Origin of the sequence: Streptomyces durhamensis (assembly GCF_000725475.1) — a bacterium.
Lineage (GTDB): Bacteria > Actinomycetota > Actinomycetes > Streptomycetales > Streptomycetaceae > Streptomyces > Streptomyces filipinensis.
The window spans coordinates 206,633-232,716 of the sequence record NZ_JNXR01000001.1; the positions used below are offsets into that span (position 1 = coordinate 206,633).

Annotated in this window: 29 protein-coding genes; 13 read left to right on the forward strand and 16 right to left on the reverse strand. The window is 71.6% G+C overall.

The genetic code is table 11. The features are described 5' to 3' along the window. Nucleotides 1-152: 152 nt before the first annotated feature. Both IO33_RS0100895 and IO33_RS0100900 read right to left on the reverse strand, forming a co-directional pair. A complete protein-coding gene (locus IO33_RS0100895) occupies nt 153-425 on the reverse strand; it encodes a DUF397 domain-containing protein (RefSeq protein ID WP_031158882.1) in 273 nt (90 codons plus the stop codon). Next, nucleotides 407-1,240 (reverse strand): helix-turn-helix domain-containing protein, encoded by an 834-nt coding sequence (locus tag IO33_RS0100900; protein WP_031158884.1) that lies wholly within the window; start codon nt 1,238-1,240, stop codon nt 407-409. The genes IO33_RS0100895 and IO33_RS0100900 overlap by 19 nt, the downstream gene beginning before the upstream one ends. A 211-nt stretch (nt 1,241-1,451) precedes the next feature. On the opposite strand from IO33_RS0100900, the gene IO33_RS53985 reads away from it, so the two are divergent. From IO33_RS53985 to IO33_RS0100935, 7 genes are all read left to right on the forward strand, one after another. Continuing rightward, entirely contained in the window at nt 1,452-1,583 is a 132-nt protein-coding gene (locus tag IO33_RS53985; protein ID WP_425347946.1) for a hypothetical protein, read from the forward strand. Then, complete coding sequence (locus tag IO33_RS0100910; RefSeq protein WP_031158891.1) at nt 1,580-1,795, forward strand: hypothetical protein; 216 nt, start codon at nt 1,580-1,582, stop codon at nt 1,793-1,795. Before IO33_RS53985 ends, IO33_RS0100910 begins: the two co-directional genes overlap by 4 nt. A gap of 98 nt (nt 1,796-1,893) precedes the next feature. Next, nucleotides 1,894-2,325 (forward strand): hypothetical protein, encoded by a 432-nt coding sequence (locus IO33_RS50225; RefSeq protein ID WP_031158893.1) that lies wholly within the window; start codon nt 1,894-1,896, stop codon nt 2,323-2,325. Then, nucleotides 2,312-3,805, forward strand: coding sequence for a caspase family protein (locus IO33_RS0100920; protein WP_157857780.1), 1,494 nt, complete (start codon nt 2,312-2,314; stop codon nt 3,803-3,805). The genes IO33_RS50225 and IO33_RS0100920 overlap by 14 nt, the downstream gene beginning before the upstream one ends. Further along, a complete protein-coding gene (gene recO, locus IO33_RS0100925; protein WP_014672589.1) occupies nt 3,802-4,548 on the forward strand; it encodes a DNA repair protein RecO in 747 nt (248 codons plus the stop codon). The genes IO33_RS0100920 and recO overlap by 4 nt, the downstream gene beginning before the upstream one ends. Before the next feature lie 18 nt (nt 4,549-4,566). Continuing rightward, complete coding sequence (locus IO33_RS0100930) at nt 4,567-5,415, forward strand: isoprenyl transferase (protein WP_031158899.1); 849 nt, start codon at nt 4,567-4,569, stop codon at nt 5,413-5,415. A 40-nt stretch (nt 5,416-5,455) separates the two neighbouring features. After that, nucleotides 5,456-6,787 (forward strand): histidine-type phosphatase, encoded by a 1,332-nt coding sequence (locus tag IO33_RS0100935; RefSeq protein WP_031158901.1) that lies wholly within the window; start codon nt 5,456-5,458, stop codon nt 6,785-6,787. A 15-nt stretch (nt 6,788-6,802) separates the two neighbouring features. Here IO33_RS0100935 and IO33_RS0100940 read toward each other — a convergent pair whose 3' ends face one another. The 4 genes from IO33_RS0100940 to IO33_RS0100955 all read right to left on the reverse strand — a co-directional run bounded on the left by IO33_RS0100940 (nt 6,803) and on the right by IO33_RS0100955 (nt 9,948). Further along, the gene (locus IO33_RS0100940) at nt 6,803-7,213 is read right to left on the reverse strand and encodes a Fur family transcriptional regulator (RefSeq protein WP_031158904.1); all 411 of its coding nucleotides are present in this window, start codon (nt 7,211-7,213) and stop codon (nt 6,803-6,805) included. A gap of 63 nt (nt 7,214-7,276) precedes the next feature. Further along, nucleotides 7,277-8,179 (reverse strand): metal ABC transporter permease, encoded by a 903-nt coding sequence (locus tag IO33_RS0100945; protein ID WP_031158906.1) that lies wholly within the window; start codon nt 8,177-8,179, stop codon nt 7,277-7,279. 15 nt (nt 8,180-8,194) lie between these two features. Continuing rightward, a complete protein-coding gene (locus IO33_RS0100950) occupies nt 8,195-8,974 on the reverse strand; it encodes a metal ABC transporter ATP-binding protein (RefSeq protein WP_031158908.1) in 780 nt (259 codons plus the stop codon). Between the two features lie 17 nt (nt 8,975-8,991). Further along, a complete protein-coding gene (locus IO33_RS0100955) occupies nt 8,992-9,948 on the reverse strand; it encodes a metal ABC transporter substrate-binding protein (protein WP_031158910.1) in 957 nt (318 codons plus the stop codon). A 161-nt stretch (nt 9,949-10,109) separates the two neighbouring features. On the opposite strand from IO33_RS0100955, the gene IO33_RS0100960 reads away from it, so the two are divergent. From IO33_RS0100960 to IO33_RS0100970, 3 genes are all read left to right on the forward strand, one after another. Next, nucleotides 10,110-11,492, forward strand: a complete 1,383-nt coding sequence (locus tag IO33_RS0100960; protein ID WP_031158912.1) for a glycine--tRNA ligase — start codon at nt 10,110-10,112, stop codon at nt 11,490-11,492. A 157-nt stretch (nt 11,493-11,649) separates the two neighbouring features. Further along, nucleotides 11,650-12,660, forward strand: a complete 1,011-nt coding sequence (locus IO33_RS0100965; protein ID WP_031158915.1) for an aldo/keto reductase — start codon at nt 11,650-11,652, stop codon at nt 12,658-12,660. Between the two features lie 26 nt (nt 12,661-12,686). Next, entirely contained in the window at nt 12,687-13,283 is a 597-nt protein-coding gene (locus IO33_RS0100970; protein ID WP_031158917.1) for a TetR family transcriptional regulator, read from the forward strand. On the opposite strand, the gene IO33_RS0100975 is transcribed toward IO33_RS0100970, so the two are convergent. The 8 genes from IO33_RS0100975 to IO33_RS0101010 all read right to left on the reverse strand — a co-directional run bounded on the left by IO33_RS0100975 (nt 13,264) and on the right by IO33_RS0101010 (nt 20,769). Next, a complete protein-coding gene (locus IO33_RS0100975) occupies nt 13,264-13,698 on the reverse strand; it encodes a hypothetical protein (protein WP_031158919.1) in 435 nt (144 codons plus the stop codon). The two genes, IO33_RS0100970 and IO33_RS0100975, sit on opposite strands and share 20 nt — an antisense overlap. A gap of 135 nt (nt 13,699-13,833) precedes the next feature. Next, nucleotides 13,834-14,058 (reverse strand): hypothetical protein, encoded by a 225-nt coding sequence (locus IO33_RS0100980; RefSeq protein ID WP_031158921.1) that lies wholly within the window; start codon nt 14,056-14,058, stop codon nt 13,834-13,836. A 143-nt stretch (nt 14,059-14,201) separates the two neighbouring features. Beyond that, nucleotides 14,202-15,326, reverse strand: coding sequence for a pyrroloquinoline quinone biosynthesis protein PqqE (gene pqqE / locus IO33_RS0100985; RefSeq protein ID WP_031158923.1), 1,125 nt, complete (start codon nt 15,324-15,326; stop codon nt 14,202-14,204). Next, the gene (gene pqqD, locus IO33_RS0100990; protein WP_031158925.1) at nt 15,323-15,592 is read right to left on the reverse strand and encodes a pyrroloquinoline quinone biosynthesis peptide chaperone PqqD; all 270 of its coding nucleotides are present in this window, start codon (nt 15,590-15,592) and stop codon (nt 15,323-15,325) included. The genes pqqE and pqqD overlap by 4 nt, the downstream gene beginning before the upstream one ends. Continuing rightward, on the reverse strand, nt 15,589-16,350 hold the full coding sequence (pqqC, locus tag IO33_RS0100995; protein ID WP_051926346.1) for a pyrroloquinoline-quinone synthase PqqC: 762 nt from the start codon (nt 16,348-16,350) through the stop codon (nt 15,589-15,591). The genes pqqD and pqqC overlap by 4 nt, the downstream gene beginning before the upstream one ends. 92 nt (nt 16,351-16,442) lie before the next feature. Beyond that, nucleotides 16,443-16,583, reverse strand: a complete 141-nt coding sequence (gene pqqA, locus IO33_RS0101000) for a pyrroloquinoline quinone precursor peptide PqqA (RefSeq protein ID WP_031158930.1) — start codon at nt 16,581-16,583, stop codon at nt 16,443-16,445. Nucleotides 16,584-16,638: 55 nt separating this feature from the next. Continuing rightward, on the reverse strand, nt 16,639-17,805 hold the full coding sequence (locus tag IO33_RS0101005; RefSeq protein WP_078963235.1) for a PQQ-dependent sugar dehydrogenase: 1,167 nt from the start codon (nt 17,803-17,805) through the stop codon (nt 16,639-16,641). Nucleotides 17,806-19,341: 1,536 nt separating this feature from the next. After that, nucleotides 19,342-20,769: an MFS transporter gene (locus IO33_RS0101010; RefSeq protein ID WP_031158935.1), complete on the reverse strand. Its 1,428-nt coding sequence runs from the start codon at nt 20,767-20,769 to the stop codon at nt 19,342-19,344. A gap of 101 nt (nt 20,770-20,870) precedes the next feature. On the opposite strand from IO33_RS0101010, the gene IO33_RS0101015 reads away from it, so the two are divergent. Both IO33_RS0101015 and IO33_RS0101020 read left to right on the forward strand, forming a co-directional pair. Continuing rightward, nucleotides 20,871-21,761 (forward strand): helix-turn-helix transcriptional regulator, encoded by an 891-nt coding sequence (locus IO33_RS0101015; RefSeq protein WP_031158937.1) that lies wholly within the window; start codon nt 20,871-20,873, stop codon nt 21,759-21,761. 7 nt (nt 21,762-21,768) lie between these two features. Continuing rightward, nucleotides 21,769-22,095, forward strand: coding sequence for a hypothetical protein (locus IO33_RS0101020; protein WP_031158939.1), 327 nt, complete (start codon nt 21,769-21,771; stop codon nt 22,093-22,095). Here IO33_RS0101020 and IO33_RS0101025 read toward each other — a convergent pair. Together IO33_RS0101025 and IO33_RS0101030 are read right to left on the reverse strand one after the other, a co-directional pair. Further along, nucleotides 22,083-23,534: an MFS transporter gene (locus IO33_RS0101025; protein WP_031158942.1), complete on the reverse strand. Its 1,452-nt coding sequence runs from the start codon at nt 23,532-23,534 to the stop codon at nt 22,083-22,085. The two genes, IO33_RS0101020 and IO33_RS0101025, sit on opposite strands and share 13 nt — an antisense overlap. Nucleotides 23,535-23,628: 94 nt before the next feature. After that, nucleotides 23,629-25,050: an MFS transporter gene (locus tag IO33_RS0101030; protein ID WP_037684691.1), complete on the reverse strand. Its 1,422-nt coding sequence runs from the start codon at nt 25,048-25,050 to the stop codon at nt 23,629-23,631. Nucleotides 25,051-25,151: 101 nt separating this feature from the next. On the opposite strand from IO33_RS0101030, the gene IO33_RS0101035 reads away from it, so the two are divergent. Next, entirely contained in the window at nt 25,152-26,027 is an 876-nt protein-coding gene (locus IO33_RS0101035) for a helix-turn-helix transcriptional regulator (protein WP_031158947.1), read from the forward strand. Nucleotides 26,028-26,084 lie beyond the last annotated feature (57 nt).

The window sequence follows — 26,084 nt, forward strand, 5'->3', positions numbered from 1 at the left end:
CGGCCAGGGGAGGCGGTCCGCCGGCCCGACCGGAAACGCCCGCGTCTACCAGGCCGGCCGTGACCAGATCTTCCACGAGCGATGCCCGGGAGACCGTCCGGGATCCAGCGCCCCCGCCGCGGCGGCCCGCCCGGCCAAGTACGCGGTGTGCCTCAGGATTCCAGGGCGCCGATGAACTCCGTCCACGCGGAGGCCCCGATCACGAGCACCGCACCACCGGACACCTTGCTGTCCCGGACGGGCACGACACCGGGGACTCCGTCGGCGACCTCGACGCAGCTGCCCCCCTCGCCGTTGCTGTACGTGCTCTTGCGCCAGCGGGCGGCACCGGGGAAGTCGTACGCGACCTCGACGCAGTCGCCGCCGTTGCCGTCGCTGTGGCTGCTCTTGCGCCAGTGCGCGTTGCTCAGGTCGTACTCGCGCATCGTCTGAAGTCCTCCGCCGCCGACTCGATCAGGGCTCGGGACGCCTCCGGCGACAGCGCGGCGGCCCTGAGCAGATCGTATGACGCGCACGCACGCTTCACCACAGCCGGATTGTCCAGCAGGGTTCCCGAATACACGGCTTCTGTATAGGCCGTTGGCGGAGCCTCCTCGAACTCCATGAGCTTCAGCATCCCGTTCATGAGCGAGTAGGGCCCGGCCGCGTACGGCAGCACCTGCACCAGCGCCGCCCGTCCCCGCGCGAGCGCCGAGACGTGTTCCAGTTGCTCCGCCATGACGGCAGGGCCGCCGACCGGAATACGCAGCACGTTCTCGTGCAGAACCACCCAGAACACGGGGCGTGTTGCGTCCTTGAGGATGTGCTGGCGCTCCAGTCGGCCCTGCACCTTGTCCTCGATGTACTCGTCCGACGCAAACGGGTTCATCGCCAGAGTGACCGCTCGCGCGTACCCCGCTGTCTGTAACAGGCCCGGCACCAGCGCGGGCGCGAACTCACAGATCCGCGTAGCCACCCGCTCCAGCTCCACGACCTCCGCGAAGTACTCCGCGTACCGCCGGTCGTCGATCAGCTTTCTGCACAGCCGCTCGAAAATACCGTCGGTTTGCAGGACCTCGTCGATCCGCTGGGCGATATCCAGCTGAGGTTTTCGAATGGCCTGCTCGAACTGTCCGATGTAAGCGCCGGAGACGAAGACGCGTGCCGCCAGCTCCACCTGGGTGAATCCGGCGTCTTCCCGGCGCCTCTTCAGCTCCGTGCCGAAGAACTCCCACACCGCCTGCCGCGAACCGCTGGCCATGGCCAACCCCCTTGGTCTGCCTGGTGCTTGTAGGGCGCAGACTCCTGGCGAGTGTAGTGGCGGAGAGTCACTCTGGGTGTGCGAAGCGTGAAACTCCGAAAGGAAGGGGAGCACGGTGAAGGCGCGACGGACCACACACTCGGCATTGTGTGTCGAAGAGGCGGAGGACACCTTGGAGGAATTGCGGTCGGCTTTCGGGGAGGCCGGGATCGTGCTGCCGTCACTCGGGCTGGACCCGGTGAGTCTCGCGCGGGAGGCGCCCTGTCCGCTGGTCGAACTGGGCCGGTGTTCCGTGGACACCGCACGGCGGCTCGCGGCCGTCCTGACGGGGATGGCGCGGTGAAGCCGCCCGTAGGCAGCCACGTGATGGACACCCGTACCGACAGGGTCGGCATCGTCATGGGGCACGAGGGGCCGTACGTGCAGTTGAGACCGTACGGCGGTGGGCGGGAGTGGGACGCGGAGCCGGGCGCGCTGCGCACCGCCACCCCCGCCGAGCGGCTGAGCGCGGCGACCGCGCACGCCAACGCCCGAAGCCGCGGCGAGCTGCTCTAACCATCTCCCCAGATATCAAGACATGTGTGGCGGGCACGCCCTACATTGAGCCGAGCCGCTCGGGGGAGCGGCCGGGGGTATGTGGAGGGGGCTCACGCATGGAGATACGAGTCAGGGTCGCGCGCGTCCGTCCGTCCGGTGACGGCGTGACCGACGAGCGGAGTGACACCGAGGGGTGGACGGAGTCGTTCGCCGACTGGGTCGCCGAGGACCGCCGGCTCGGCCGGTCGGCCGTCATGCGGCGGGTGCGCGTCGCGCCCGCCGACGGCGCCATGTCCTCGGACCCGATGTACTGGATCAGCTTTGCCGAGGCCTCCGGTTCCTTCCTGACCGGGGTGATCGGACTGTGGGTCGCGTTCCGCCCCGCGCTGCCCCGGCGGGAACGGGAGACCGCACGACTCGTGGTGGAGCATGGCGGGAACCGCTACTTCATCAACGAGGAGACGCAGGAGGACGCGATCCGGGTGGCACGGGAGCTGGGTCTCGTGCCGGTGCAGGACGGAGAGGTGCCCGGCCGTGCTCCTTCCTGACCCGCGACGAAGCCGCGCCGTCCTCGTCGGAGTGGACGACTACGAGCACCTCACCCCGCTGCCCGGTGTGGCACTCGGTGTCGACAGACTGGCCGATCTGCTGCGCGACCCCACGGTCTGGGGCCTGCCCCGGGACAACGTCACCGTCCTTCGCGGTGAGGTCTCCGCAGGCCGCATCCTCAAGGAGGTCCGGAACGCGGGGGAGGCGGCGACCGAGACGCTGCTCGTCTACTTCGGGGGCCACGGCCTGCGGGAGTGCAGAAGCAAAGAGCTGTACCTGGCACTGGCCGATGCCGACAAGGACCACCTGACGATCGGGACGCTGCGGTATGCGGCGTTGCGCGACATGGTCAGGCACGAGGAGTTTCCAGCACGCCGTCGCATGATGTTCCTCGACTGCTGCTACAGCGGCCTGGCCACGTCCATGGGCGGCGGTTCCGCCGCCGTCCTGGAGCGCTACGACCTGGCGAACCTGCTGGTCGAGCAGGGGGCGGGCGAAGGTGATCCGGGTGAGGGCGACGACACGGACTTCGGCGGCTACGTGATGACGTCGGCGTCGGGCACGGAAAAGTCGTACACGCCGGCCGGGAGTTATCCGCTGTTCACCGGTGCACTGATCGAAGCCCTGCAGAAGGGCATCCCCGGGGCGGGCCCGACGCTGAGCGTCCACGGCGTCTGGCGGCACGTCCTGAAGCAGCGCATCGGCTCCACGCCCCAGTACAAGGCGCTCAACACCCAGGCGGAAGAGCCCTGGGTCCGCAACCGCGCCGTCGACGCCCGGCCCGCCGTGCCACCTCGGCGTGTTCTCCCCGCCGAGCCGGACCCGGCGCCTTCTCCGGACGCCCGCTCCGACGAACTCAAGTTCACCACCGTCAAGGGCGGGGGATACCGGATCGGGGCGGTCAAGGGGCAGATGGAGGGCGTCATCGCGAAGGTCGAAGACCCCCGTCTCGGCTGGCAGGCCGTGTCACCCCACTTCCGTACCGTGCCAGGCAGGTGGTTCTGGGGATGGGACAGGGCGGAGGTCGACGCCCACATTGAGGAGAGGCGCGCCGAGCCCACGGAGTTCGTCGACGCCCTGCGCCTGCTCCTGGCGCGGCAGGGCGTCACCGTCCTGCCCGACGGCGGTCCCTTGATCGGACAGCTCCCCTCACGCTATGCCAAGAAGGGAGCGGTGACCTTCACGAAGACAGACCTGTGTCTGAAGTCCTCCGCCGCCCGGATGAGCATCCCCTACTCCGAGCTGCAGAGCGTGGCCCTGACCACCTCGCAGAGGAGTTACGCCAGCGGTGTGCCCGGCCCTGAGGGGCAATGGCCGGACAACAACGTCGCCTTCATCACCCACGTCATCCACGGACACCGCAGCCTGGAATTCCGGGAGGATTCTCCGACGCCGGTGCGGCGGGCACTGCGCGCGTTCCTGCCCGCGATGGCGGATCTGCGCGGGCGCCACCCGGAGTGGTTCAGAATGGATCCATGAGTCTGTTCCGCGACGACGGCATCGTGCTGCGCACCCAGAAGCTGGGTGAGGCGGACCGGATCATCACGCTGCTCACGCGGGGTCACGGCCGGGTACGGGCAGTGGCGCGCGGGGTGCGGCGTACCAAGTCGAAGTTCGGGGCCCGGCTGGAACCCTTCTCCCACGTCGACGTGCAGTTCTTCGCGCGGGGGAGTGAGCTGGTCGGGCGCGGACTCCCGCTGTGCACGCAGAGCGAGACCATCGCGCCGTACGGTGGCGGGATCGTGACCGACTACGCCCGGTACACCGCCGGGACGGCCATGCTGGAGACGGCCGAACGGTTCACCGACCACGAGGGCGAGCCGGCCGTGCAGCAGTACCTGCTGCTCGTCGGGGCGCTGCGGACGCTCGCCCGCGGGGAACACGCCCCCCATCTCGTGCTCGACGCCTTTCTGCTGCGCTCCCTCGCCGTCAACGGGTACGCCCCGAGTTTCGGCGACTGCGCGAAGTGCGGGATGCCCGGACCCAACCGGTTCTTCTCCGTGGCCTCGGGCGGGTCCGTCTGCGTCGACTGCCGGGTGCCCGGGAGTGTCGTACCGTCGCCGCAGACCCTGGTACTGCTCGGGGCGCTGCTTACGGGAGACTGGGAGACGGCGGACGCCTGCGAGGCCCGGTACGTCCGCGAGGGCAGCGGGCTGGTGTCCGCCTACCTGCACTGGCATCTGGAGCGCGGACTGCGTTCGCTCAGGTACGTCGAGAAGTAAGAGGGAGACGAGAAGCACATGGTCGTACGCGGGATCCTGGGTCGCCAGCGGCGCGAGTACAAGGCGCCGGAGCCGCACCCGTCCGGTGCGCGTGCGCCGAAGCTGCCGGGTGAACTCGTCCCCAACCACGTGGCGATCGTCATGGACGGCAACGGGCGATGGGCCAAGGAGCGGGGCCTGCCGCGCACGGAAGGGCACAAGGTGGGCGCCGAGCGGGTGCTCGACGTCCTCCAGGGCTCCATCGAGATCGGTGTGCGCAACATCTCCCTGTACGCCTTCTCCACCGAGAACTGGAAGCGGTCGCCCGACGAGGTCCGCTTCCTGATGAACTTCAACCGGGACTTCATCCGCAAGACCCGCGACCAGCTCGACGGGCTCGGCATCCGGGTGCGCTGGGTGGGGCGCATGCCCAGGCTGTGGAAGTCGGTCGCCAAGGAGCTGCAGATCGCCCAGGAGCAGACCAAGGACAACAACCTGCTCACGCTGTACTTCTGCATGAACTACGGCGGCCGGGCCGAGCTCGCCGACGCCGCGAAGGCACTGGCCGAGGACGTGAAGGCGGGACGGCTGGACCCGGCGAAGGTCAACGAGAAGACCATCCAGAAGTACCTGTACTACCCGGACATGCCGGACGTGGACCTGTTCCTGCGCCCCAGCGGGGAGCAGCGCACCTCCAACTACCTGCTCTGGCAGAGCGCGTACGCCGAGATGGTCTTCCAGGACGTGCTGTGGCCCGACTTCGACCGCCGTGACCTGTGGCGGGCCTGCGTCGAGTTCGCCTCCCGGGACCGGCGGTTCGGCGGTGCCGTCCCGAACGAGGAACTCCTCGCGATGGAAGCCGCGATGAGGGGCGACTCCACCTCGTAGCCACCGGGGGTTCATCCGGGCAGCCGAGGATGCGGGACTCATGAGACGTCTCACCCCTGTCCTCGCCCTCGGCGCCCTGCTGCTCGCCGCGCTGCCCGCGCACGCCGCCGACGGCCCCGCGCACCGCGAGAGCTACGGCACCAAGGCCCCGTACGAGCCCGAGCAGAGCGGGCACACGTACCAGCGGCCCCCGGCCGGCTTCGAGCCCGTCTTCACCGAGAACGTCTCGCGGCACGGCTCCCGTGCGGCGACCGACAGCGCGGACGGCGACCTGGTCCTCGGGCTGTGGGACCAGGCCCGGGAGGAGGGCCAACTCACCGGCAGGGGTGAGGAGTTCGGGCCGACGGTGCGGGCGCTGACGGCAGCCATGGAGAAGGTCGGGTACGGCAACCTCAGCGGGCGCGGCCGGCAGGAGATGCGGGACACCGCGACGCGCATGGAGCAGCGCCTGCCCACGCTGTTCGAGGACATCGCCGGCCAGGGCGAGAAGATCGATGTGGTCAGCTCCGGGCAGGGGCGGGCCGTGGACAGCGCGAGCGAGTACACCGGCGCCCTCGCCGCCGCCGACCCCGCCCTGAAGCCGCTGATCGGGGCGACCCGCACCGACAAGGACCTGCTGTACTTCCACAAGGCGGCGGGTGGTGCGGCGTACCGCGACTACATCGCCCACGACCAGCGCCTCAAGGACACCCTGAACGCGATCACCGACCAGCCCCGGACGCACGAGGCCGCGCGCAGTGTGCTGCGGCGGATCTTCAAGGACGCCTTCGTCGACCGGATCACCGGCCAGGTCGGCGTCGCCCAGGCCGTCTACGACCTGTACGCCATCGCGCCCGCGATGATCGAGGAGAGCCCCGACCCGGACGGCAGGGGCTGGGGCATGGACCGCTACGTCTCCCGCTCGGACGCGGCCTGGTTCGGCTACCTCTCCGACGCCGAGGACTTCTACGAGAAGGGTCCCGGGTTCTCCGACAGCGACATCACCTACCGGATGGCGGACGTCCTGCTGGACGACTTCTTCCGGCAGGCCGAGGCCAAGCGGGCCGGGACCAGTGATCTCGGGGCCGAACTGCGCTTCACCCACGCCGAGGAGATCATCCCGCTGGCCGCGCTGATGGGCCTGCCGGGCAGCACGGAACCAGCCACGCCGGGGGAGCCGTACACGTACGGCGGCAATCCCTGGCGGGGCGCGGCGGTGGCTCCCCTGGGGGCGAACATCCAGTGGGACGTGTTCAGGAAGGACGACCGGTACCTGGTCCGCATGCTCTACAACGAGCAGGAGACGGCCTTCAGGACAGGATGCCGCCCGATCGCCGAAGGCAGCGCCTTCTACGACCTCGACGAACTGGAGCGGTGCTTCGGGCGCGGCTGACGCCGGGCCGGAGGATCAGCCCCCGGCACAGTCGGCGCATGTGCCGAAGATCTCCACCGTGTGCGCCACGTTGACGTACCCGTGCTCCGCCGCGATCGCCTCGGCCCACTTCTCCACGGCCGGGCCCTCCACCTCCACCGCCTTGCCGCAGGTGCGGCAGACCAGGTGGTGGTGGTGTTCGCCGGAGGAGCAGCGGCGGTAGACGGACTCGCCGTCGGAGGTGCGCAGGACGTCGACCTCGCCGGCCTCGGCGAGGGACTGCAGCGTGCGGTAGACGGTGGTGAGCCCGACCGAGTCGCCCTTGTGCTTGAGCATGTCGTGCAGTTCCTGCGCGCTGCGGAACTCCTCGACCTCGTCCAGGGCCGCCGCCACGGCTGCCCGTTGGCGGGTCGCGCGGCCCTTCACGGGCGGTCCAGCGGTCGTCACCGTTGTCTCCTCACGTCTCGCTTCTGCCCGGGCGGCCATTGTGCCAGTCCGGACCGTCAGCGGTCAGACGCCGATCTCCTCCCCGGTCCCTCGCATGGCCGGAATCGTGCACTCGGCCGGATCCCCGGCCGGGTGTGCGGCGGCCGCCGCGCGGGCGCGTCGGCGGGCCAGCGGGGTGGCCAGGGCCGTGAACGCCACGAACGCGGCGATGGTCAGCAGGACGATCGTCGCGCCGGGCGGGACGTCCTGGTAGTACGAGGTGATCGTGCCGCCGATCGCCACGCCGACGCCGATGGCGACGGCGATCGCGAAGGTCACCGCGAAGCTGCGGCTGAGCTGCTGTGCGGCGGCGACCGGCACCACCATGAGCGCGGAGACCAGGATCAGGCCGACCACCCGCATGGCGACGGTGACCGTGACGGCCGCGGTGACCGCGATGAGCAGGTTCAGGGCGCGCACCGGCAGCCCGGTGACCCGCGCGAACTCCTCGTCCTGGCTGACCGCGAACAGCTGGCGGCGCAGCCCGAGGGTGACCACGACGACGAACGCCGCGAGCACCGTGATCGCCGTGATGTCCGACGGGGAGACCGTCGACAGGGAGCCGAACAGGTACGACGTCAGGTTCGCGTTGGAACCTCCGGGCGCGAGGTTGACGAACATCACGCCGCCGGCCATGCCGCCGTAGAAGAGCATCGCGAGGGCGATGTCGCCGCGGGTCCTGCCGTACCAGCGGATCAGCTCCATCAGCACCGAGCCGAGCGCGGAGACGGCAGTGGCCATCCACACCGGCGAGGCGTGCAGCAGGAAGCCGAGGCCGACGCCGGTCATCGCCACGTGTCCGATGCCGTCGCCCATCAGGGGCTGGCGGCGCTGGACGAGGTAGATGCCGATCGCGGGCGCGGTGATGCCGACCAGGACGGCCGCGATGAGCGCCCGCTGCATGAAGGCGTAGTTCAGGAGGTCCATCAGCTCACAGGCCCATCAGCTCAGCAGTCCGGTGCGGACCGGTTCGGTGTCCACGGGGGCGTGCGGGTGTACGTGGTCGTGGCCGGGCAGGGCGTGCTGGCCGACCGCGTGCGGCGGCGGCCCGTCGTGCAGGACGCAGCCGTCGCGCAGCACGACCGCCCGGTCGATCAGGGGCTCCAGGGGCCCGAGTTCGTGCAGGACCAGCAGGACCGTCGTACCGGCGGCCACCTGCTCCCGCAGGGTCCGGGCGAGCACCTCCTGGCTGGCCAGGTCCACGCCCGCCATCGGCTCGTCCATGATCAGCAGTTCGGGCTCGGCGACGAGGGCGCGGGCGATCAGCACCCGCTGGTGCTGGCCGCCCGAGAGGGCGTTCACCGAGTCCTTGGCGCGGTCGGCCATGCCGACCAGTTCCAGGGCCCGGTGTACGGCGTCCCGGTCGGCCCTGCGGAAGATGCCGAAGCGGGTGCGCGAGAGGCGCCCGGACGACACGATCTCGGTGACCGTCGCGGGGACGCCGCCCGCGGCCGTCGTGCGCTGCGGTACGTAGCCCACGCGCGCCCAGGCGCGGAAGGCGCGGCGCGGCGTGCCGAACAGCTCGATGGTGCCGCCGCTGACCGGTACCTGGCCGATGATCGTGCGGATCGCCGTGGACTTGCCGGAGCCGTTGGCGCCGAGCAGCGCGACGACCTCGCCGCGGCCGACGGTGAGGTCGATGCCGCGCAGTACGGGGCGCGCGCCGAGTTCGGCGGTGACCCCGCGCAGGGCTATGACGGGTTCGCTGGGCTCACTGGTCATCTCGTCTCCCGTGCTGCTCATTTGGCGCCCAGCGCCTGCTGGAGCGCCTTGAGGTTGGCCTGCTGGACGGTGAAGTAGTCCTTGCCGCGGGACTTGGCGGTGATGCCCTCGAGCGGGTCCAGGACGTCCGTCCTCAGCCCGGAGTCGTCGGCGAGGGTCTTGGCGGTCTTGTCGCTGACGAGCGTCTCGTAGAAGACGGTGGAGACGCCGTCGGCCTTCGCCGTCCGCTCCAGGTCCTTCACGCGCGCGGCGCTGGGCTCGGACTCGGGGTCGAGGCCGTTGATGGCCTCCTCGGTCAGGCCGTAGCGCTCGGCGAGATAGCCGAAGGCGGCGTGGGTGGTGATGAAGACCTTGGTCTTCGTGTGCGCCAGGCCGTCCCGGAACTGCCGGTCCAGGCCGTTCAGCCGCGCGACCAGGGCGGCGGTGTTCTTCCTGTAGTCGGCGGCGTGCTTCGGGTCGGCTTTCGCGAAGGCCTTGCCGACCCCCTGGGCGACCTGGGCGTAGCGCACCGGGTCGAGCCAGATGTGCGGGTCCTTGCCGCCGGCCCCCTCGCCCTGGTGGGTGTCGTGCGCGGCCGCGTGCCCGCCGACCTCGTTGCCGTGCTCCTCCAGCGTGGTCAGCGAGGCCGCGTCGATCTTCGTCCGCACCGGGGACTGGGCCACCGCGTCGTCGACGGAGGGCTGGAGGTTCTTCAGGTACAGCACCGCGTCGGAGTCCTGGAGCATCGCGATCTGCCGGGGGCTGATCTCCAGGTCGTGCGGTTCCTGGCCGGGGGTGGTCAGACTGGTGACGTGGACGTGGTCCCCGCCGATGCGCTCGGCGAGGAAGGCCATCGGGTAGAACGACGCGACGACGTCGAACCTGTCCGTGTTGGCCGCGGCCGTGCCCCCGGAGCAGCCGGTGAGGGTGCCGAGGCCGAGGGCGGTCACGGCGGTGGCCGCGACGGCGGATATGAGGCGTCGTCGTACGTTCATGACAGTCATTTTCAACAAAAATGGAAACCGTTGTCAACAACGGTCCGGGGTGGTGCGGGAGCGGGGGACGATTTGGTCGTCGGGGAGCCCGCGCCGGTAACCTGAATCATTCGCTGGAAGCATCTCGCTTCAACGCCCGTCGTCGTAATGAAGAGAGCACCGTGGCCGCCGACAAGATCGACACCATCGTCAGCCTGAGCAAGCGCCGTGGCTTGGTTTTCCCGTGCAGTGAGATCTACGGCGGACAGCGTGCCGCCTGGGACTACGGGCCGCTGGGTGTCGAGCTCAAGGAGAACATCAAGCGTCAGTGGTGGCGCTACATGGTGACGTCGCGCGAGGACGTGGTCGGCATCGACTCGTCCGTCATCCTGGCCCCCGAGGTCTGGGTCGCTTCCGGCCACGTCGCCACCTTCACGGACCCGCTGACCGAGTGCACCGCGTGCCACAAGCGGTTCCGCGCCGACCACCTGGAAGAGGCGTACGAGGAGAAGAAGGGTCACGCCCCGGCGAACGGCCTGGCCGACATCAACTGCCCCAACTGCGGCAACAAGGGCCAGTTCACCGAGCCCAAGCAGTTCTCGGGCCTGCTGTCGACGCACCTCGGTCCGACGCAGGACAGCGGTTCGGTCGCCTACCTGCGCCCGGAGACCGCCCAGGGCATCTTCACCAACTTCGCCCAGGTGCAGACCACCTCGCGCCGCAAGCCGCCGTTCGGCATCGCGCAGATGGGCAAGTCCTTCCGCAACGAGATCACGCCCGGCAACTTCATCTTCCGCACCCGCGAGTTCGAGCAGATGGAGATGGAGTTCTTCGTCAAGCCGGGCGAGGACGAGAAGTGGCAGGAGTACTGGATGCAGCAGCGCTGGAACTGGTACACCGGCCTGGGCCTGCGCGAGGAGAACATGCGCTGGTACGAGCACCCGAAGGAGAAGCTCTCCCACTACTCCAAGCGCACCGCCGACATCGAGTACCGCTTCCGGTTCGGCGGCAGCGAGTGGGGTGAGCTGGAGGGTGTCGCCAACCGCACCGACTACGACCTCGGCGCCCACTCCAAGGCCTCCGGCCAGGACCTCTCCTACTTCGACCAGGAGGCCGGCGAGCGCTGGACGCCGTACGTCATCGAGCCGGCGGCGGGTGTCGGCCGCACCATGCTGGCCTTCCTGCTCGACGCCTACGTCGAGGACGAGGCGCCGAACGCCAAGGGCAAGATGGAGAAGCGGACCGTGCTGCGGCTCGACCACCGCCTCGCCCCGGTGAAGGTGGCCGTCCTCCCGCTGTCCCGCAACCCCGAGCTGTCGCCCAAGGCCAAGGGCCTCGCCCAGGCGCTGCGGCAGAACTGGAACATCGAGTTCGACGACGCCGGCGCCATCGGCCGCCGTTACCGCCGCCAGGACGAGATCGGTACGCCGTACTGCGTGACCGTCGACTTCGACACGCTGGAGGACAACGCCGTCACGGTGCGCGAGCGGGACTCCATGAAGCAGGAGCGCGTGTCGCTCGACCAGATCGAGGGGTACCTGGCCCAGCGCCTGCTCGGCTGCTGAGGCCTGAGGTAACGCTTCAGCCGTCTTTCGCCCACCCACCCATCCGACTCGTCGGCGGGGTGGGTGGGCTTTTTTCCGGCCCGGCCCCGCCCAGGTGAGTTACAAAGGTGGAATGACAGATATTGAAATCTGTCAGCTGTCATGGCAAGGTGAAGGCATGACGATGCGAACCCGAACCCTCGGAACCACCGGCCCCCAGGTCTCCGCCCTCGGCCTCGGCTGCATGGGCATGTCCGCGCTCTACGGCGAGGCCGACCGCGCGGAGTCCATCGCGACCGTCCACGCCGCCCTGGAGGCGGGGGTCACCCTGCTGGACACCGGCGACTTCTACGCCATGGGACACAACGAGATGCTGATCGGCGAGGCCCTGCGCACCGCCCCGGCCGCCCGCCGCGAGCAGGCACTGGTCAGCGTGAAGTTCGGCGCCCTGCGCGACCCGGACGGCAACTGGAGCGGCTACGACGGCCGCCCGGCCGCCGTGCGGAACTTCGCCGCCTACTCCCTGCAGCGCCTCGGCGTCGACCACATCGACGTCTACCGGATCGCCCGCCTCGACCCGGACGTGCCGATCGAGGAGACCGTCGGCGCGATCGCCGAACTGATCGAGAAGGGATACGTCCGGCACGTCGGCCTGAGCGAGGTCGGCGCCGAGACCATCCGGCGGGCCGCCGCCACCGCCCCGGTCGCCGACCTGCAGATCGAGTACTCCCTGATCTCCCGCGGCATCGAGCGGGACATCCTGCCCACCACCCGTGAGCTGGGCATCGGCGTCACCGCCTACGGCGTCCTCTCGCGCGGGCTGATCTCGGGCCACTTCGCCCGTGACCGGCAGCTGGCCGCGAACGACTTCCGCGCCCACTCGCCCCGCTTCCAGGGCGAGAACCTCCGGCACAACCTGGACCTGGTCGAGGCCCTGCGCAAGATCGCCGAGCAGAAGGGCGTGACGGTCGCGCAGATCGCGATCGCCTGGGTGCTCTCGCGCGGCGAGGACATCGTCCCCCTCGTCGGGGCCCGCACCCGCGAGCGGCTCGGCGAGTCGCTGGGCGCCCTGGACGTGACCCTGGACGCCGCCGACCTGACGGCCGTCGAGGAGGCCGTACCGGCGGACGCGGCGGCCGGCGACCGTTACCCGAGCGCACAGCTGGCCCACCTCGACAGCGAGCGCTGACCGGGAAGGCGGGTACGGTCTAGGGCATGGCACCGACCAGCGAGACCCTGACCGCCGAGCGCATCCTCGAAGCGACCGAGGAGGTGCTGCGCCGGCACGGCCCGGCCAAGGCCACCGTGGTCGACGTGGCCCGCGCGCTCGGCGTCAGCCACGGCAGTGTCTACCGGCACTTCCGCACCAAGGCGGCCCTGCGCGAAGCGGTCACCAAGCGCTGGCTGGACCGGACGTCGGAGAAACTCGCGGTCATCGTCGACCAGGACGAAAGCCCCGAGAAGCGGCTGCGCGCCTGGCTCGGGGCCCTGTTCGAGGCCAAGCGGCACAAGGCCGGGGACGACCCCGAACTCTTCGCCACGTACACGGTGCTGACCGACGAGAACGGCACGGTGGTCGGGGAGCACATCGCCGACCTGACCGCGCAGCTGACCCGGATCATCACGGCAGGGGCCGGGTCGGGCACCTTCCCGGTGCCCGACCCGGCCGCCGCGGCACGAGCCGTCTTCCAGGCCACCGGCCGTTTCCACGACCCCTGTCACGCCCGGGAATGGACCGCTCCCGGCGTCGACGAGGAGTTCACGGCCGTCGTGGACCTGCTGATACGGGGGCTCAGCTCACCTTCACGGTGACGGTGGGCGAGTGGACCTTTCCGTGCATCGTCGCGCTGGCGACGCGCAGCTTCTCCGTGCCCGTCGTGTTGAGCTTGGCCGTGAGGGCGTACGAGCTGCCGGTCTTGACCTTGGCAGTCGCCTTCAGCGGGACCCACTTGCCGTTCTTCTCATGCTGGAGCACCAGCGGGGAACCGACTTTCAGGCCCTTGGTGCGGCCCGTGAACTTCACCGTGTCACCGGCCTTGACGGAGGTCTTGTCGGCCGTGATGGTGATCGATGCCATGGCGCTGGTGGGACTGCCCATGGGACTGCCGGTGGGGCTGGGCTTGGTGGCGGCGAAGGCTCCGGCCGTCCCGCCGGAGAGCAACGCCACGGACAGGGCACAAGCGCCCAGCGTACGGCCGTAGCGGTGGTGGCGGAGTACCGAGGTCATGTTCGTCTCCTGTCGCTCGATGAACCTTTCCCAGGCTGACCCGGCTCTGGGAAAGCGGCCACTCGAGACGGGCCGGAGCGCGCCCCTCGGTCGGGTAAGAGCGCAGGTCAAGCAGGGTGCAGGCGGCCCAGGTTCTTACCTTGGCGAATGCCGGGCCGTGGCCGGATCGACCGTCGCCTGGTGGACCTCGGCCAGATGCTCCTCCGCCTTCAGCCACGGCAGGAACTGGGCGCCTCGGCGCCAGCCGCACGTGTCACATCTGATGGTGCGCTGCACCCCCGTGCGCAGGACCCGGACGACGTGCTCCCGGCCGTGGTGGTCCCAGCGGCTGACCTTGCTCGTGCTGTTGCCCTGCGGCATGACGCCTCCCGCCTCCTCGGATCCGGCACCCGGCCGGAACAGGAGTGTGCAGCAGGACGAACATCAACAGGGGGAGCTTCACACGGAGTTGTCCAACCCGTGGCCTCGGCCCGGACGGCCCGCGCGGCCACCCCTTGGCCGGTTCAGGCCGGCGCCACGGGTGCCGCGCCGGGCCGGCGGTAGGTGTACGGCGGCGGGGGCTCGGCCGGGCCGGCTTCGGACAGCCGGCGGACGAGGTCGTGGTCCGGGGAGAACGCGCAGGCCGGATCGGTGCGTGCGGGGTCGCCGGTGAGGGCGTAGGCCTGGCAGCGGCATCCGCCGAAGTCCTCCTCCCGGCGGGGGCAGCCACGGCAGGGGCCGGTCATCCAGTCGGTGCCGCGGAAGCGGTTGAAGGCCGGGGACCGTTCCCAGATCCACGCCAGGGAACGGTCGCGGACGTTGGGCGCGGCGAGGTCCGGCAGAGCGGCAGCGGCCGGACAGGGCAGGACCGTCCCGTCGGGGGCGACGGTGAGCGAGACCGCCCCCCAGCCGCCCATGCACGGTTTGGCGACGCCGTCGAAGTAGTCGGGGACGACCCAGATCAGCTCGACTTGGCCGGCGAGCCGCGCCCGCCAGTCCTCGACGACCTCATGGGCGCGGGTGACCTGGTCGCGGGTGGGCAGCAACGCCGCCCGGTTGAGCAGACCCCAGCCGTAGAACTGGGTGTTGGCCAGCTCGATCCGGTCCACGCCCCAGGCCACGCCGAGCTCGATGAGGGCACCGACGGCGTCCAGGTTGTCGCGGTGCAGGACGATGTTGAGGCCCAGCGGGAGCCCGGCCCGGCGGACGAGGGCCGCGGCCTCCTCCTTGGCGGCGAAGGAGGACGGGCGCCCGGCGATGCGGTCGTTGGCGCGCGTGTCGGCGTGCTGGACGGAGAGCTGGACGCTGCGCAGCCCGGCCGCGGTGAGGGCGGCCAGCCTGGCTTCGTCCAGGCCGGTGCCGCTGGTGACGAGCTGGGTGTAGATCCCGGCGGCCTCGGCGGCGGCGACGATGTCCGCCAGGTCGGGGCGCAACAGGGGCTCACCGCCGGACAGATGCGTGTGGACGACGCCCAGCTCGCCTGCCTGGCGCAGCACGTCCGCCCACTCCCCGGTGCTCAGCTCGCTCGAACGGCGCGCGAGTTCCAGCGGGTTGGAGCAGTACGGACAGTGCAGCGGGCAGGCGTGGGTGAGTTCGGCGAGCAGGGCCCAGGGAGGGGCGGGGCTTTCGGGGCGCGAGGGGCCGGTCACCGGAGCCAGCCCTCCTGGTGCAGGCGGTCGAGGAAGAGGGGGACGTCGGCGGCCACCGGCGCGCCGGGGAAGCGTTCGGCCAGCGCGTCGACGATGCCGCGTACGGTGCGGGTGCCGTCGCACAGGCCGAGGACCGTGCCGGCGTGTCCCTTGAGGACGACGACGCGTTCCGGCAGGACCAGCAGGTCCGTGCCGCGTACGGTGTCGTGCCGCAGCGTCAGGGCCGGGGGGAGGGCGGGGCACCACTCACGCCGGGGCGCCGTCATCGCACCCGGTCCCGCAGGCCGTCCCGTTCCCCGTCGTCGGCGGGCCGGGACCGCCCGGCCTGCTGCACGGCGTCGAGCAGGGCCCACAGCACATCGCACTTGAAGGAGAGCGCGTCCACCGCCCGTTGCTGGTCCCTGCGGGTGCGCGCCCAGTCCAGGACGAGTGCGAGCGCCTCGCCGCTGTCGCGCCGGCCCTGCTCGACGCGGGTGCGGAAGTACGCCAGTCCGTCCGCCTCGATCCACGGGTAGTGGCGTTCGAAGGCCTCGATGCGCAGGCGCATCAGATCGGGTGCGGACAACTCGGTGAGCGAGGCGGCCACCGCCTCCAGCGGCCCGTGCAGGCGGCAGAAGTTCACATAGCCCTCCACCGCCAGCCGCACCCCCGGCAGGACGGCCCGGCCGGACAGGAGGGTCTCCCGGTCCAGGCCGGCCGCCTCCCCGAGCCGCAGCCACCGCTCGATGCCGCCCTCGCCCTCCCGGCGCCCGTCGTGGTCCTCGATCCGGCGCAGCCACATCCGCCGCAGCAGCGGGGTGTCCAGCTTGGCGGTGATCAGCGCGTCCTTGACGGGGATGTGGCGCTGGTAGTGGAAACGGTTGGCGATCCAGCAGCGCAGCTCCGCGGGGCTCAGGGCGCCCGTGTGCATGCGCACGTTGAAGGGGTGGCGGTCGTGGTACCGCTCCTGGCCCACCGCGCGCAGGCGGGACTCGAACTCCGCGGGGCTCCAGGGCTCGGCGGCCGGGGTGACTGCCGTGGACACTGCTCGATCACCATCTCTTCGGGGACGGGCGCGTGCCCCGAGCCGTCCGGGGCACGCGCGGTTCCACTGGGGATGCCGCCGTCGGTGGCAGGCTAACGCGCCGTCAGGGAGTAGGCCGTGACCTCCAGCGCGGTGTCGACGACCGTGTAGTCCGGGGTCTGCCACACGACGGCGTCGCCCGGTGCCTCGGTGGCCCTGACCGGCTGTTCCGGCTGCTCGATGACTTCGTTCATGGTGGGTACCTTCCTTTCGGGGAGGGGGGTCCACCCCTTCGCGGCGGCGAGGGGGCTACTTGATCGTCACTTTGAGGACGAAGTCCCTGTCGGTGCCGCGGTCGCTCGTGCCCATCAACAGCTGGTTGGTGTCGGGCACCTTGGTGAGGGCCCGCAGCCGCGCGTAGGCGTTGACGTAGTACGACTTCGCTGCTCCGATCCCCTGGCCGGTGCCGTCGATCGGGAGCCGCCACAGTCGCTCTCCGCGCAGCGTCGTCACGTAGACGACGTTGTTCACGATCGCGACCTGGGCGGGTACGCCGCCGTCCTCAGGCTTCCAGACGAACTTGGGATTCGTCATTCCCGCCGTGGCGCAGGTGCCTTCACACAGGGGCCAGCCGTAGTTCGCTCCCGCCTTGATCAGATTGAGTTCGTCCCACTTGGCCTCGCCGATCTCGGACGCCCACAGCCTGCCCCGGGTGTCCCAGGCGAAGCCCTGGGGGTTGCGGTGCCCGAGGCTGTACACGCGGTTGCCGAACGGGTTGCCGGGCGCCGCCGCGCCGGTCTTGGTGATGCGCAGGATCTTGCCGTTGAGCGAGTTCTTGTTCTGCGCGAGGCTCCCGGTCTGGGCGTCGCCGGTGGCCACGTACAGGTATCCGTCGGGACCGAAGGCGATCTTGCCGCCGTTGTGGTCCGCGCCCCTCTTGATGCCGCCGACCAGGACGGTGTAGCCGGTGAGCGTCTTGCCGTCGAACTTCATCCTCACGATCCGGGTGCCTTCGGCGGCCGTGTGGACGAAGAACACGTCCTTGTCCGTGGTGCCGTTCCAGGTCGGCGACGGGGCGACCCCGAGCAGTCCGCCCGAGCCCTTCGTGGGATCGACGTCGGGGACCACCGTGTTGGGTACCGTGCCCACCATCTTCTTGGAGCCGTCCCGTCCCAGGAGATGCACGGTGGACGTGAAGCGCTCGGTCACCAGCGCGAACATCCCGTTCGGCAGGAAGGTGATGGCCCAGGGCCGGTTCCACTTGTCGGAGAGGGTGGAGATGCCCGACGGCGCACCCCCGTCGGCCCGGGCGTCCGCCTGCGAGCCCGTCGGCCGGGATGCCGTCGTCGTCGCCGCCGCCGTCGCCGCGGTCGCCGGTGACGTCTGGACGACGCAGGCGATGAGGAGGGCTGTCGCGGTGGTGAGGGCGGCTGTGACTGGGCGGACACGACGCGCCGCATGCGTCAGAAGTGACATTCTGGTGCCTTCCTGCCATGAGGGTGCAGCGACCGCACGATGCCCGGGCGGGGATCCGCGATCTGCCGAGACACAGGGGGACGCCCCTTGCCGCGCCCCGGCGTGGTGAGCCCGCGGGAGGAAGAGGCGGGTCGGAGGCATTGCAAGGTCTCCTGCCAGGAGTATCGAAGGCCCGCGGAGGTGCGGGCCACTCGAACTCCTCCAACCGGGGCCGCCGGACTCGGCCAACCGGGGCCGCCCGAAAGCCCCCTGACTCCGCTTCCGAGGACGGGCGGGCCACGCGGCGGGAGGGCTCCCGGTGGGACGGCTCCCGCTGGAGGGTCCCCGGCTCCCGGCGGGAGAGCTCTCGAAGGGGCGCTTTTGGTGCGGCGGCTCCCGGCGGGAGGGCTCTCGGCTCTCGGAGGGACCCCGCTCTCAGAGGGACGCTCTCGGTGGGACGGCTCCCGGTGGGACGGCTCCCTGTGGGACCGCTCAGGCCGGCGGCGGGCCCGGCGCCAGCCAGGGGGCGACGTGCTTCGGCAGCACCGGTGGTACTGGCAGCATCGGTGGTACCGGTGGTACCGGCGGCACCGGCCACACCGGCGGTACTGGCGGCTTCGGCTGTATCGGCGGCACTGGCCGCACCGGCCGTTCCGGCCGTTCCGGTTGTATCGGCGGCACCGGCCACACCGGCGGCTTCGGCTGTATCGGCGGCACTGGCCGCACCGGCCGTTCCGGCTGTGTCGGCGGCACGGGCCCCACCGGTGGCGCCGACCATGCCGGTGGTGGCGGCGGCGCTGGTGGTACCGGCCACCCCGGCGAAACCTGCAGGACTGGCCGTATCGGCGGCCTCGCGCGCACCAGCGGCACTGGCCGCACCGACTGTACTGCGGCACCGGCCGTACCGGCTGTGTCGGCGGCACGGGCCCCACCGGTGGCGCCGACCATGCCGGTGGTGGCGGCGGCGCTGGTGGTACCGGCCACGCCGGTGGAGCCTGTAGGGCTGGCCGTATCGGCGGCCCCGCGCGCACCAGCGGCGCTGGCTGCACCGACTGTACTGCGGCACCGGCCGTACCGGCTGTGTCGCCGCACGGGCCCCACCGGTGGCGCCGACCATGCCGGTGGTAGCGGCGGCGCTGGCGGTACCGGCCACGCCGGTGGCACCGGCTGTACTGGCGGCCCTGGCCGGCACCAGCGACACCGGTGGTACTGGCGGCACCGGCCACCCCGGTCAACCTGCAGTACTGGCCATATCGGCGGCAGCGGGCACGCCGGCGGCACTGGCCGTTACCGGCGCACCGGCCGTGCCGGCAGCATCAGCGGCACCGGCCTACCGGCCGCACCGGCCGCACCGGCCGCACCGGCCGTGCCGGCGTACTGGCGGCACCGGCTGCACAGGCCGTATCGGCGGGACCGGCCGCACTGGCCGCACCCGCCGCCCGGCGGGCTGGCCCCCCCCGACCGGCGTACCGGCCGCACCGGCCGCGCCGTTCGGGTCGGTCGGTCTCGTGTGCAGGGCTGTCCTCCGCGTGGGTCGGCGCGGCCGAGCGGCCGGGTTCAGCCGACCTCGCGGGGCAGGCGCAGGCTGAGCAGGCCGGTCACCACGATCCCGGCCAGCTGTACCAGCAGCGTGGTGACCAGGGCGTCCCGCATGCCGAGGTGCGGTACGAGGGTGAGGAACAGGGTGCCGAGCGTGGCCACGCCGAGGGCGAGCGCGGACTGCTGGGTGGTGACCATCACACCCCCGCCCACGCCGGCCCGGTCCGGCGGCACCTCGGACATCACGATCCGCAGCACGTTGGGCAGTTGGAGCGCCTGCCCGGCACCGGCCACGGCCGCGCCCGGCAGCAGCGAGCCGACGTCCAGACGCGGCCAGTCCCGCCAGGCGGCCAGCACGATCAGCAGCACGCCCACGCCCTGCACGACGGATCCCGCGGTGACGGCCCGGCTGCCGTAGCGGGCGATCAGCCGGGGTCCGGCGAGGGAGACGAACAGGAACACCACGGCCATCGGCGCGAGGGCCAGCCCGGCCGCCACCGGCCCGAGCCGGGCGCCCTGCTGCAGCGCCAGCGCGATCACGAACATGAACCCGCTGAAGCCGACGGAGAACGGCACCATCAGCACCAGGCCCCGCCGCAGCGAGGCCAGCGCCAGCAGGCTCGGCGGCACCAGCGGGGTCCGGCCCGCCCGGTCGGCCCGCCGCTCCACGGCCCAGAACGCGCCGGCGGCGAACGGGAACGCCGCCAGCGACAGCCACGTCCACAGCGGCCAGCCCGCCGCCCGGCCCTCGGTGAGCGGGGCGAGCAGTGTCAGCAGGGACACGGCGAGCAGAACGGTGCCGGGACCGTCGACGGGCTCCGGGCGCGGCGAGCGCGTCTCCGGCACGACGCGCACGGCGAGGACGAGACCGACCACGACCACGGGCACGTTGACGAGGAACACCGACCGCCAGCCGGTCCCGGCGACATCGGCGGCGACGAGCACCCCGCCGAGTATCTGCCCCGCGACCATGGACAGCCCGGCCGTGGCGCCGTACAGGCTCATGGCCTTCGCGCGGCGCGGGCCGTGCGTGGTGGCCTGGATGGTGGCGAGCACCTGCGGCAGCATCGCGGCGGCCGAGGCGCCCTGCGCGACCCGCGCCGCGACCAGGCTCCAGGCGCCGGGCGCCAGCCCGCAGGCCAGCGAGGTCAGCCCGAACGCGGCCATGCCGCCGAGGAACAGCCGGCGCCGCCCGAACAGGTCCCCGAGCCGCCCGCCGAGCACCAGCAGCACGGCGTAGGCGACCCCGTACCCGGCCACGACCAGTTCCAGCACGGCCTCGCCCGCGGCGAGGTCGGCGCCGATGGCCGGCAGGGCGACGTTGACGATGAAGAAGTCGACCAGCGGCAGGGCCGCGGCCAGCAGAACGGTGAACAGCCCGAGCCCGCCGAGTGCGGGCGGCGCGGCCGTCGCGGGAACGGCCCGGGTGGTGACGGTTTGACTCATGGCCCCGAGCCTGCGCCACCGCCCAGACGGGTACCAGAGTGTCCTGATCCTGGTAGAAGAACTACCTGGCAACAGGATCAGGATGCGGGCACCCTGGACCCATGACGACGACGGCCACGAACCGGGAGACCGCCGCACCGCGGCCCAGGGGCTCGGAGATCCGGCGGCACGAGCTGGCCGCGTTCCTGCGCAGCCGCCGCGAGCGCATCGCCCCCGAGCAGGTGGGCCTGCCGCGCGGCGCCCGCCGCCGCACCCCCGGCCTGCGCCGGGAGGAGGTCGCGCAGCTGTCCGCGGTCGGAGTCACCTGGTACACCTGGCTCGAACAGGGCCGGGACATCCAGGTCTCCGTCCAGGTCCTGGACGCCCTGGCCCGCACCCTGATGCTGGACGCCAGCGAACGCGCCCACCTCTTCCAGCTGGCCGGCGCCACCGATCCGACCCCCGCCGCGAACTGCCCGAGCGTCACCCCGGCGCTGCGCGCGATGCTGCGCCAGCTGGAGCCGATCCCGGCCTGCGTCCAGAACAGCCGGTACGACATCCTCGCCCACAACCGCACCTACGGGCGCCTCCTGTGCGACCTGGACGCGCTGCCGGCGCAGGACCGCAACTGCATGCTCCTCGTGTACACGAACAAGGAGTGGCAGGCGTCGGTCGTGCACCTGGAGGAGACCCAGCGCCTGATGGCGGCCCGGCTGCGCGCGTCCCTGGCCGGCCACCTCGGCGAGCCGGCCTGGAAGATGCTGCTCAAGCGCCTGGAGGAGTCCCCGAAGTTCCGCGAGAACTGGCAGCGTTACGAGGTGGTGGGCGTCCGCTCCAAGACCAAGGAGTTCCTCAACGCCCACGTCGGGCACCTCAAGCTGGAGCACACGGACCTGTGGCTGGGCCCCGAACTGGGCGCCCGCATGGTGACGTACACCCCGGCCGACGAGGAGTCCCGCGAGCGGCTGGAGAGGCTGTACGACCTCGCCCGCGCCACCGGGGCCGGGGTCTGAGCGGCCGATGGCGCTGCCTCGCGGGGGAGCCCGCCGTATCGTCGTCGACGGCACGGCCTACCGCTGGCGCGTGCGCCGCAGGCCGACCTACGCCCAGGCCATGGGCTGGACCGCGGGCACCTTCGCGGTCGAGCACGCGGACACTCCCGGCGCGACGCTGATCGTCACGACCGGCCGTCCCCACCCCGGCAACCTGCTGGGGCACGACGCCGTCCCGGTCCTCCCGTCCGAGGTGGCCCGGGCCGTCCGGCGGGCCCTGGGCGCGGGCTGGTCCCCGACGACCGAGGGTTCCCCGTTCCGTCTGGACGGGTCCGGCGGCGGTCAGGCGTCCTGAGCCGCTTCCACCGGCCGGGGGATCTGGGCCGACTCCAGTTTCCCGGCCGTGCGTTCCGCGGTGCGGTGGGCCCAGCGGCCGCTGGTGAGCAGGCCGAGCAGGAGGACCGCCAGGCCGCAGGCGGTGAGGATCCACCAGCCGGGGCGGGCCGCCGAGACGAACACGGACCGGTACGGGGACGTGCCGATGCCGGAGGCCAGGACCGCGCCGACCACCGCGACGCCGAGCGTCTGCCCCAGCTGCCTGCTCGTCGAGGCGACCGCGGCGGCGACGCCGGCCTGGGCGCGCGGCATTCCGGAGACGGCCGTGTTGGTGATCGGCGCGTTCACGAAGCCGAAGCCGACGCCGAAGAGGACGTAGCCGATGAGGAGGGTGGCGTTGGCGGTCTCCGCCTCGAAGGCCGCGAAGAGGACGCCGCTCGCCGTCATCGCCGTACCGGCCACCAGCAGGGGCAGGCGCGGGCCGCGGCTGCCCACCAGGCGGCCGGACAGCGGCGCGCACAGGAACGTCGGCGCGGCCATCGGCAGCATCCACAGGCCCGCGTGCAGGGCGTCGAGACCGCGGACGTTCTGCAGATAGAGCGTCGACAGGAACAGGAAGCCGCCGAGCGCCGCAAACGCGCTGATCGCTATCACCGTGGCCCCGCTGAACGGCGCCGAGTGGAAGAAGCGCAGGTCGATGAGGGGTTCGGCGCGGCGGGGCTCGTACCACAGCAGGCCGGCGAGGGCCGCGAAGGCGATCGCGAAGTAGGGGGCCACGGCGGCCGGGCCCGAGGCCGGCGCCTCGATGATCGCGTATGTCAGCGAACCGAACAGGGCGATGACCAGGAGCTGGCCGACCGGGTCGGGGCGGCGGGCCTTGGGCGCGCGGGACTCGGGGACGAAACGGAGGGTGAGCAGGAGGGCCGCGAGGCCGACCGGGAGGTTGACCCAGAAGATCGCGCGCCAGCTCACCGACTGCACGAGCAGACCGCCGACCAGCGGGCCCGCCGCCATGGAGATACCGACCACCGCGCCCCACACGCCGATCGCCCGGGCCCGCTCCCGGGCGTCGGTGAAGGTGTTGGTGATGATCGACATGGCGACGGGGTTGAGCATCGAACCGCCGATCGCCTGCACCATGCGGAACACCACCAGCAGGGCCAGGTTCGGGGCCACGGAGCAGAGCACGGAGCCGAGGGTGAACACCGTCAGGCCGGTCATGAAGACCTTCTTGCGGCCGATGCGGTCGGCCGTCGAGCCCGCGAGCATCAGCAGCGAGGCGAGCACCAGCGTGTAGGCGTCGATCGTCCACTGCAGACCGGAGGTGGTGGTGTGCAGATCGCGCTGCATGGACGGCAGCGCCACGTTCAGCGCGGTGTTGTCCAGGCTCACGATCAGCAGGCTCATACAGCAGATCGCGAGCACGAGCAGACGGCGGCGGTGACTCGACTCGGGCATGGTTCGGATCGTACGCCCATTTCGATAGTGCGTCTAACTAATAGTGTGCCTAATTGATGTACTGTGCATGATCATGGGCCGGCCGGCCCGACGGCTATCCCAGTACCCGGGGCAGCCGCAGGCCAAGCCGCCCCAGCCCCAGCAGCCCCACGGCCTGCACCGCCAGCACCACCGCCAGCGCCTCCCGTATGCCGACACCGGGCACGAGGGACAGGAACAGTGAACCGAGCGTCGCCACCCCGACCGCCAGGCACGACTGCTGGAGCGTCGCCGCGAGCCCGCTGCCCGCACCCGCCAGCCGGGCCGGGATCGCCGCCAGCAGGATCCGGTAGTACAGGGGCAGCTGCAGACCCTGACCCAGCCCGCACAGCACCAGGCCGGGGGAGAGGGCCAGGGGGCTCAGCCGCGGCCAGGGGCCCAGCAGCACGGTCGCCGTCACCGTCACCAGCCCCGCGATGTGCACCACCGCGGCCAGCGTCACCGCCCGCCCGCCGCACCGCCGCACCGCACGCGGCGCCAGCATCGACGCGGCGAACTGTGCCACCCCCATCGGCACCAGCGTCAGCCCCGCCCGCAGCGGCCCGTAGCCCAGGCCCTCCTGCAGGGTCACCGCGCTCACGAACATCCACCCGGCGAAGCCGACGAACACCGGCAGCCCCAGCAGCAGGCCCCGGCGCACCTCGGGGGCGGTGAGCAGGGACGGCGGCAGCAGCGGGCTCCGGCCGGCCCGCTCGTCCCGCCGCTGCGCGAGGTAGAACCCCGCCGCGAGCAGTGGCGCCGCGCACAGCAGCAGCACCGACCACAGCGGCCAGCCCGCCGCCCGGCCCTCGGTCAGTGGCAGCAGCAGCGCGATCAGCGCCGCCGCCAGCAGCGCCGTACCGGCGAGATCACCGCGCGCGGGCCGCTCGGACCGGCTGTCCGGCACCGACCGCAGCGCACAGGCCAGGGCGGCGACGGCCACCGGCACGTTCACCAGGAACACCGCACGCCAGCCCGTCCCCGCCAGATCCGCGGCGACCAGCATCCCGCCCAGCACCTGCCCGAGCACGACGGACACCCCGCCGACCGAGCCGTACAGGGCCACCGCCCGGGCCCGCCGCTCACCGGACGTCGTCGCGTGGATGGTGGCCAGCACCTGCGGCAGCAGCGCCGCCGAGGCGGCACCCTGCGCGACCCGCGCCGCCACCAGCCACCAGGCGCCCGGCGCCAGTCCGCAGGCCAGCGAGGTCAGCCCGAAGGCGGACACGCCCCACAGGAACAGCCGCCGCCGGCCGTAGGTGTCGCCGAGCCGGCCACCGAGGACCAGCAGCACCGCGTACGCCACCGCGTATCCGGCCACCACCATCTCCAGCGTGGCCGGCGGAGCGTGCAGATCGCGCTCGATCGCCGGCAGGGCGACGTTGACGACGAAGAAGTCGATCATCGGCAGCGCGGTCCCGAGCAGAAGGGTGAGCAGGCCGAGGGCCGTCAGGCCGCGGGGCGGGGCTCCGGTACGCACAGGGGTCGTCGTGGTCACGCCCCGACTCTCCGGCAGCTCCCAGCGGGGTACCAGGCGGTGGTCATCCAGGTACCGGCACCAACTGGAACCGGCCTACGACGGGACGGCACCCTTGCCGCATGACCATCGCAGCGCCGGAACACCGCACCGAGCCCCCCAGGGCGCAGCACATCCGGCGCCGGGAACTGGCCGCCTTCCTGCGCAGCCGCCGCGAGCGCGTCACCCCGGAACAGGTCGGCCTGCCGCGCGGCCCGCGCCGCCGCACGCCCGGCCTGCGCCGCGAGGAGGTCGCCCAGCTCTCCGCGGTCGGGGTCACCTGGTACACGTGGATCGAGCAGGCCCGCGCCACCCATGTCTCCGCGCAGGTGCTCGACGCGGTCGCCCGCGCCCTGCTCATGGACCCCACCGAGCGCGCCCACCTCTTCGCCCTCGCCGGGACCACGGACCCGCGCATCGACCCCGAGTGCCCGGTCGTCTCCACCTCCGCGCGTAAGGTCGTCGAACGGCTCGCGCCCTACCCCGCCTCCCTGCAGAACGCCCGCTACGACGTCCTCGCCGCCAACCGCCCCTTCGCCCAGCTCTTCGGCGACCTCACCGAACTCCCGGTGGCCGACCGCAACTGTCTGTGGCTGCTGGCCACCAGCGCGCGCTGGAAGCGGGACTTCCTCGACCGGGACGAGATGCTGCGCGACCTGATCGCCAAGTACCGGGTGGCGATGGCCGAGCATGTCGCCGAGCCCGTGTGGAAGGAGCACCGGGACCGGCTGCTGGCCGCCTCCGAGGAGTTCCGCGCGCTGTGGGAACGGCACGAGGTCGCGCCGCTGTCCCCGCACGTCAAGCGGTACCGGCACCCGGTGGTCGGCCTGGTCCGCCTCGAACACCGCACCATGTGGCTGGCCCCGCAGTCACCGGCCCACCGGGTGGTCGCGTACATCCCCGCCGACGAGGAGACCGAGGAGCGGCTGGAGCGGCTGGCGGAGCTGGCGGACGGGTGACGGCCCCGATGAGGGACAATGGTTCCTTGTCCCGTGTCGTATCCGCCGTACGCCCGA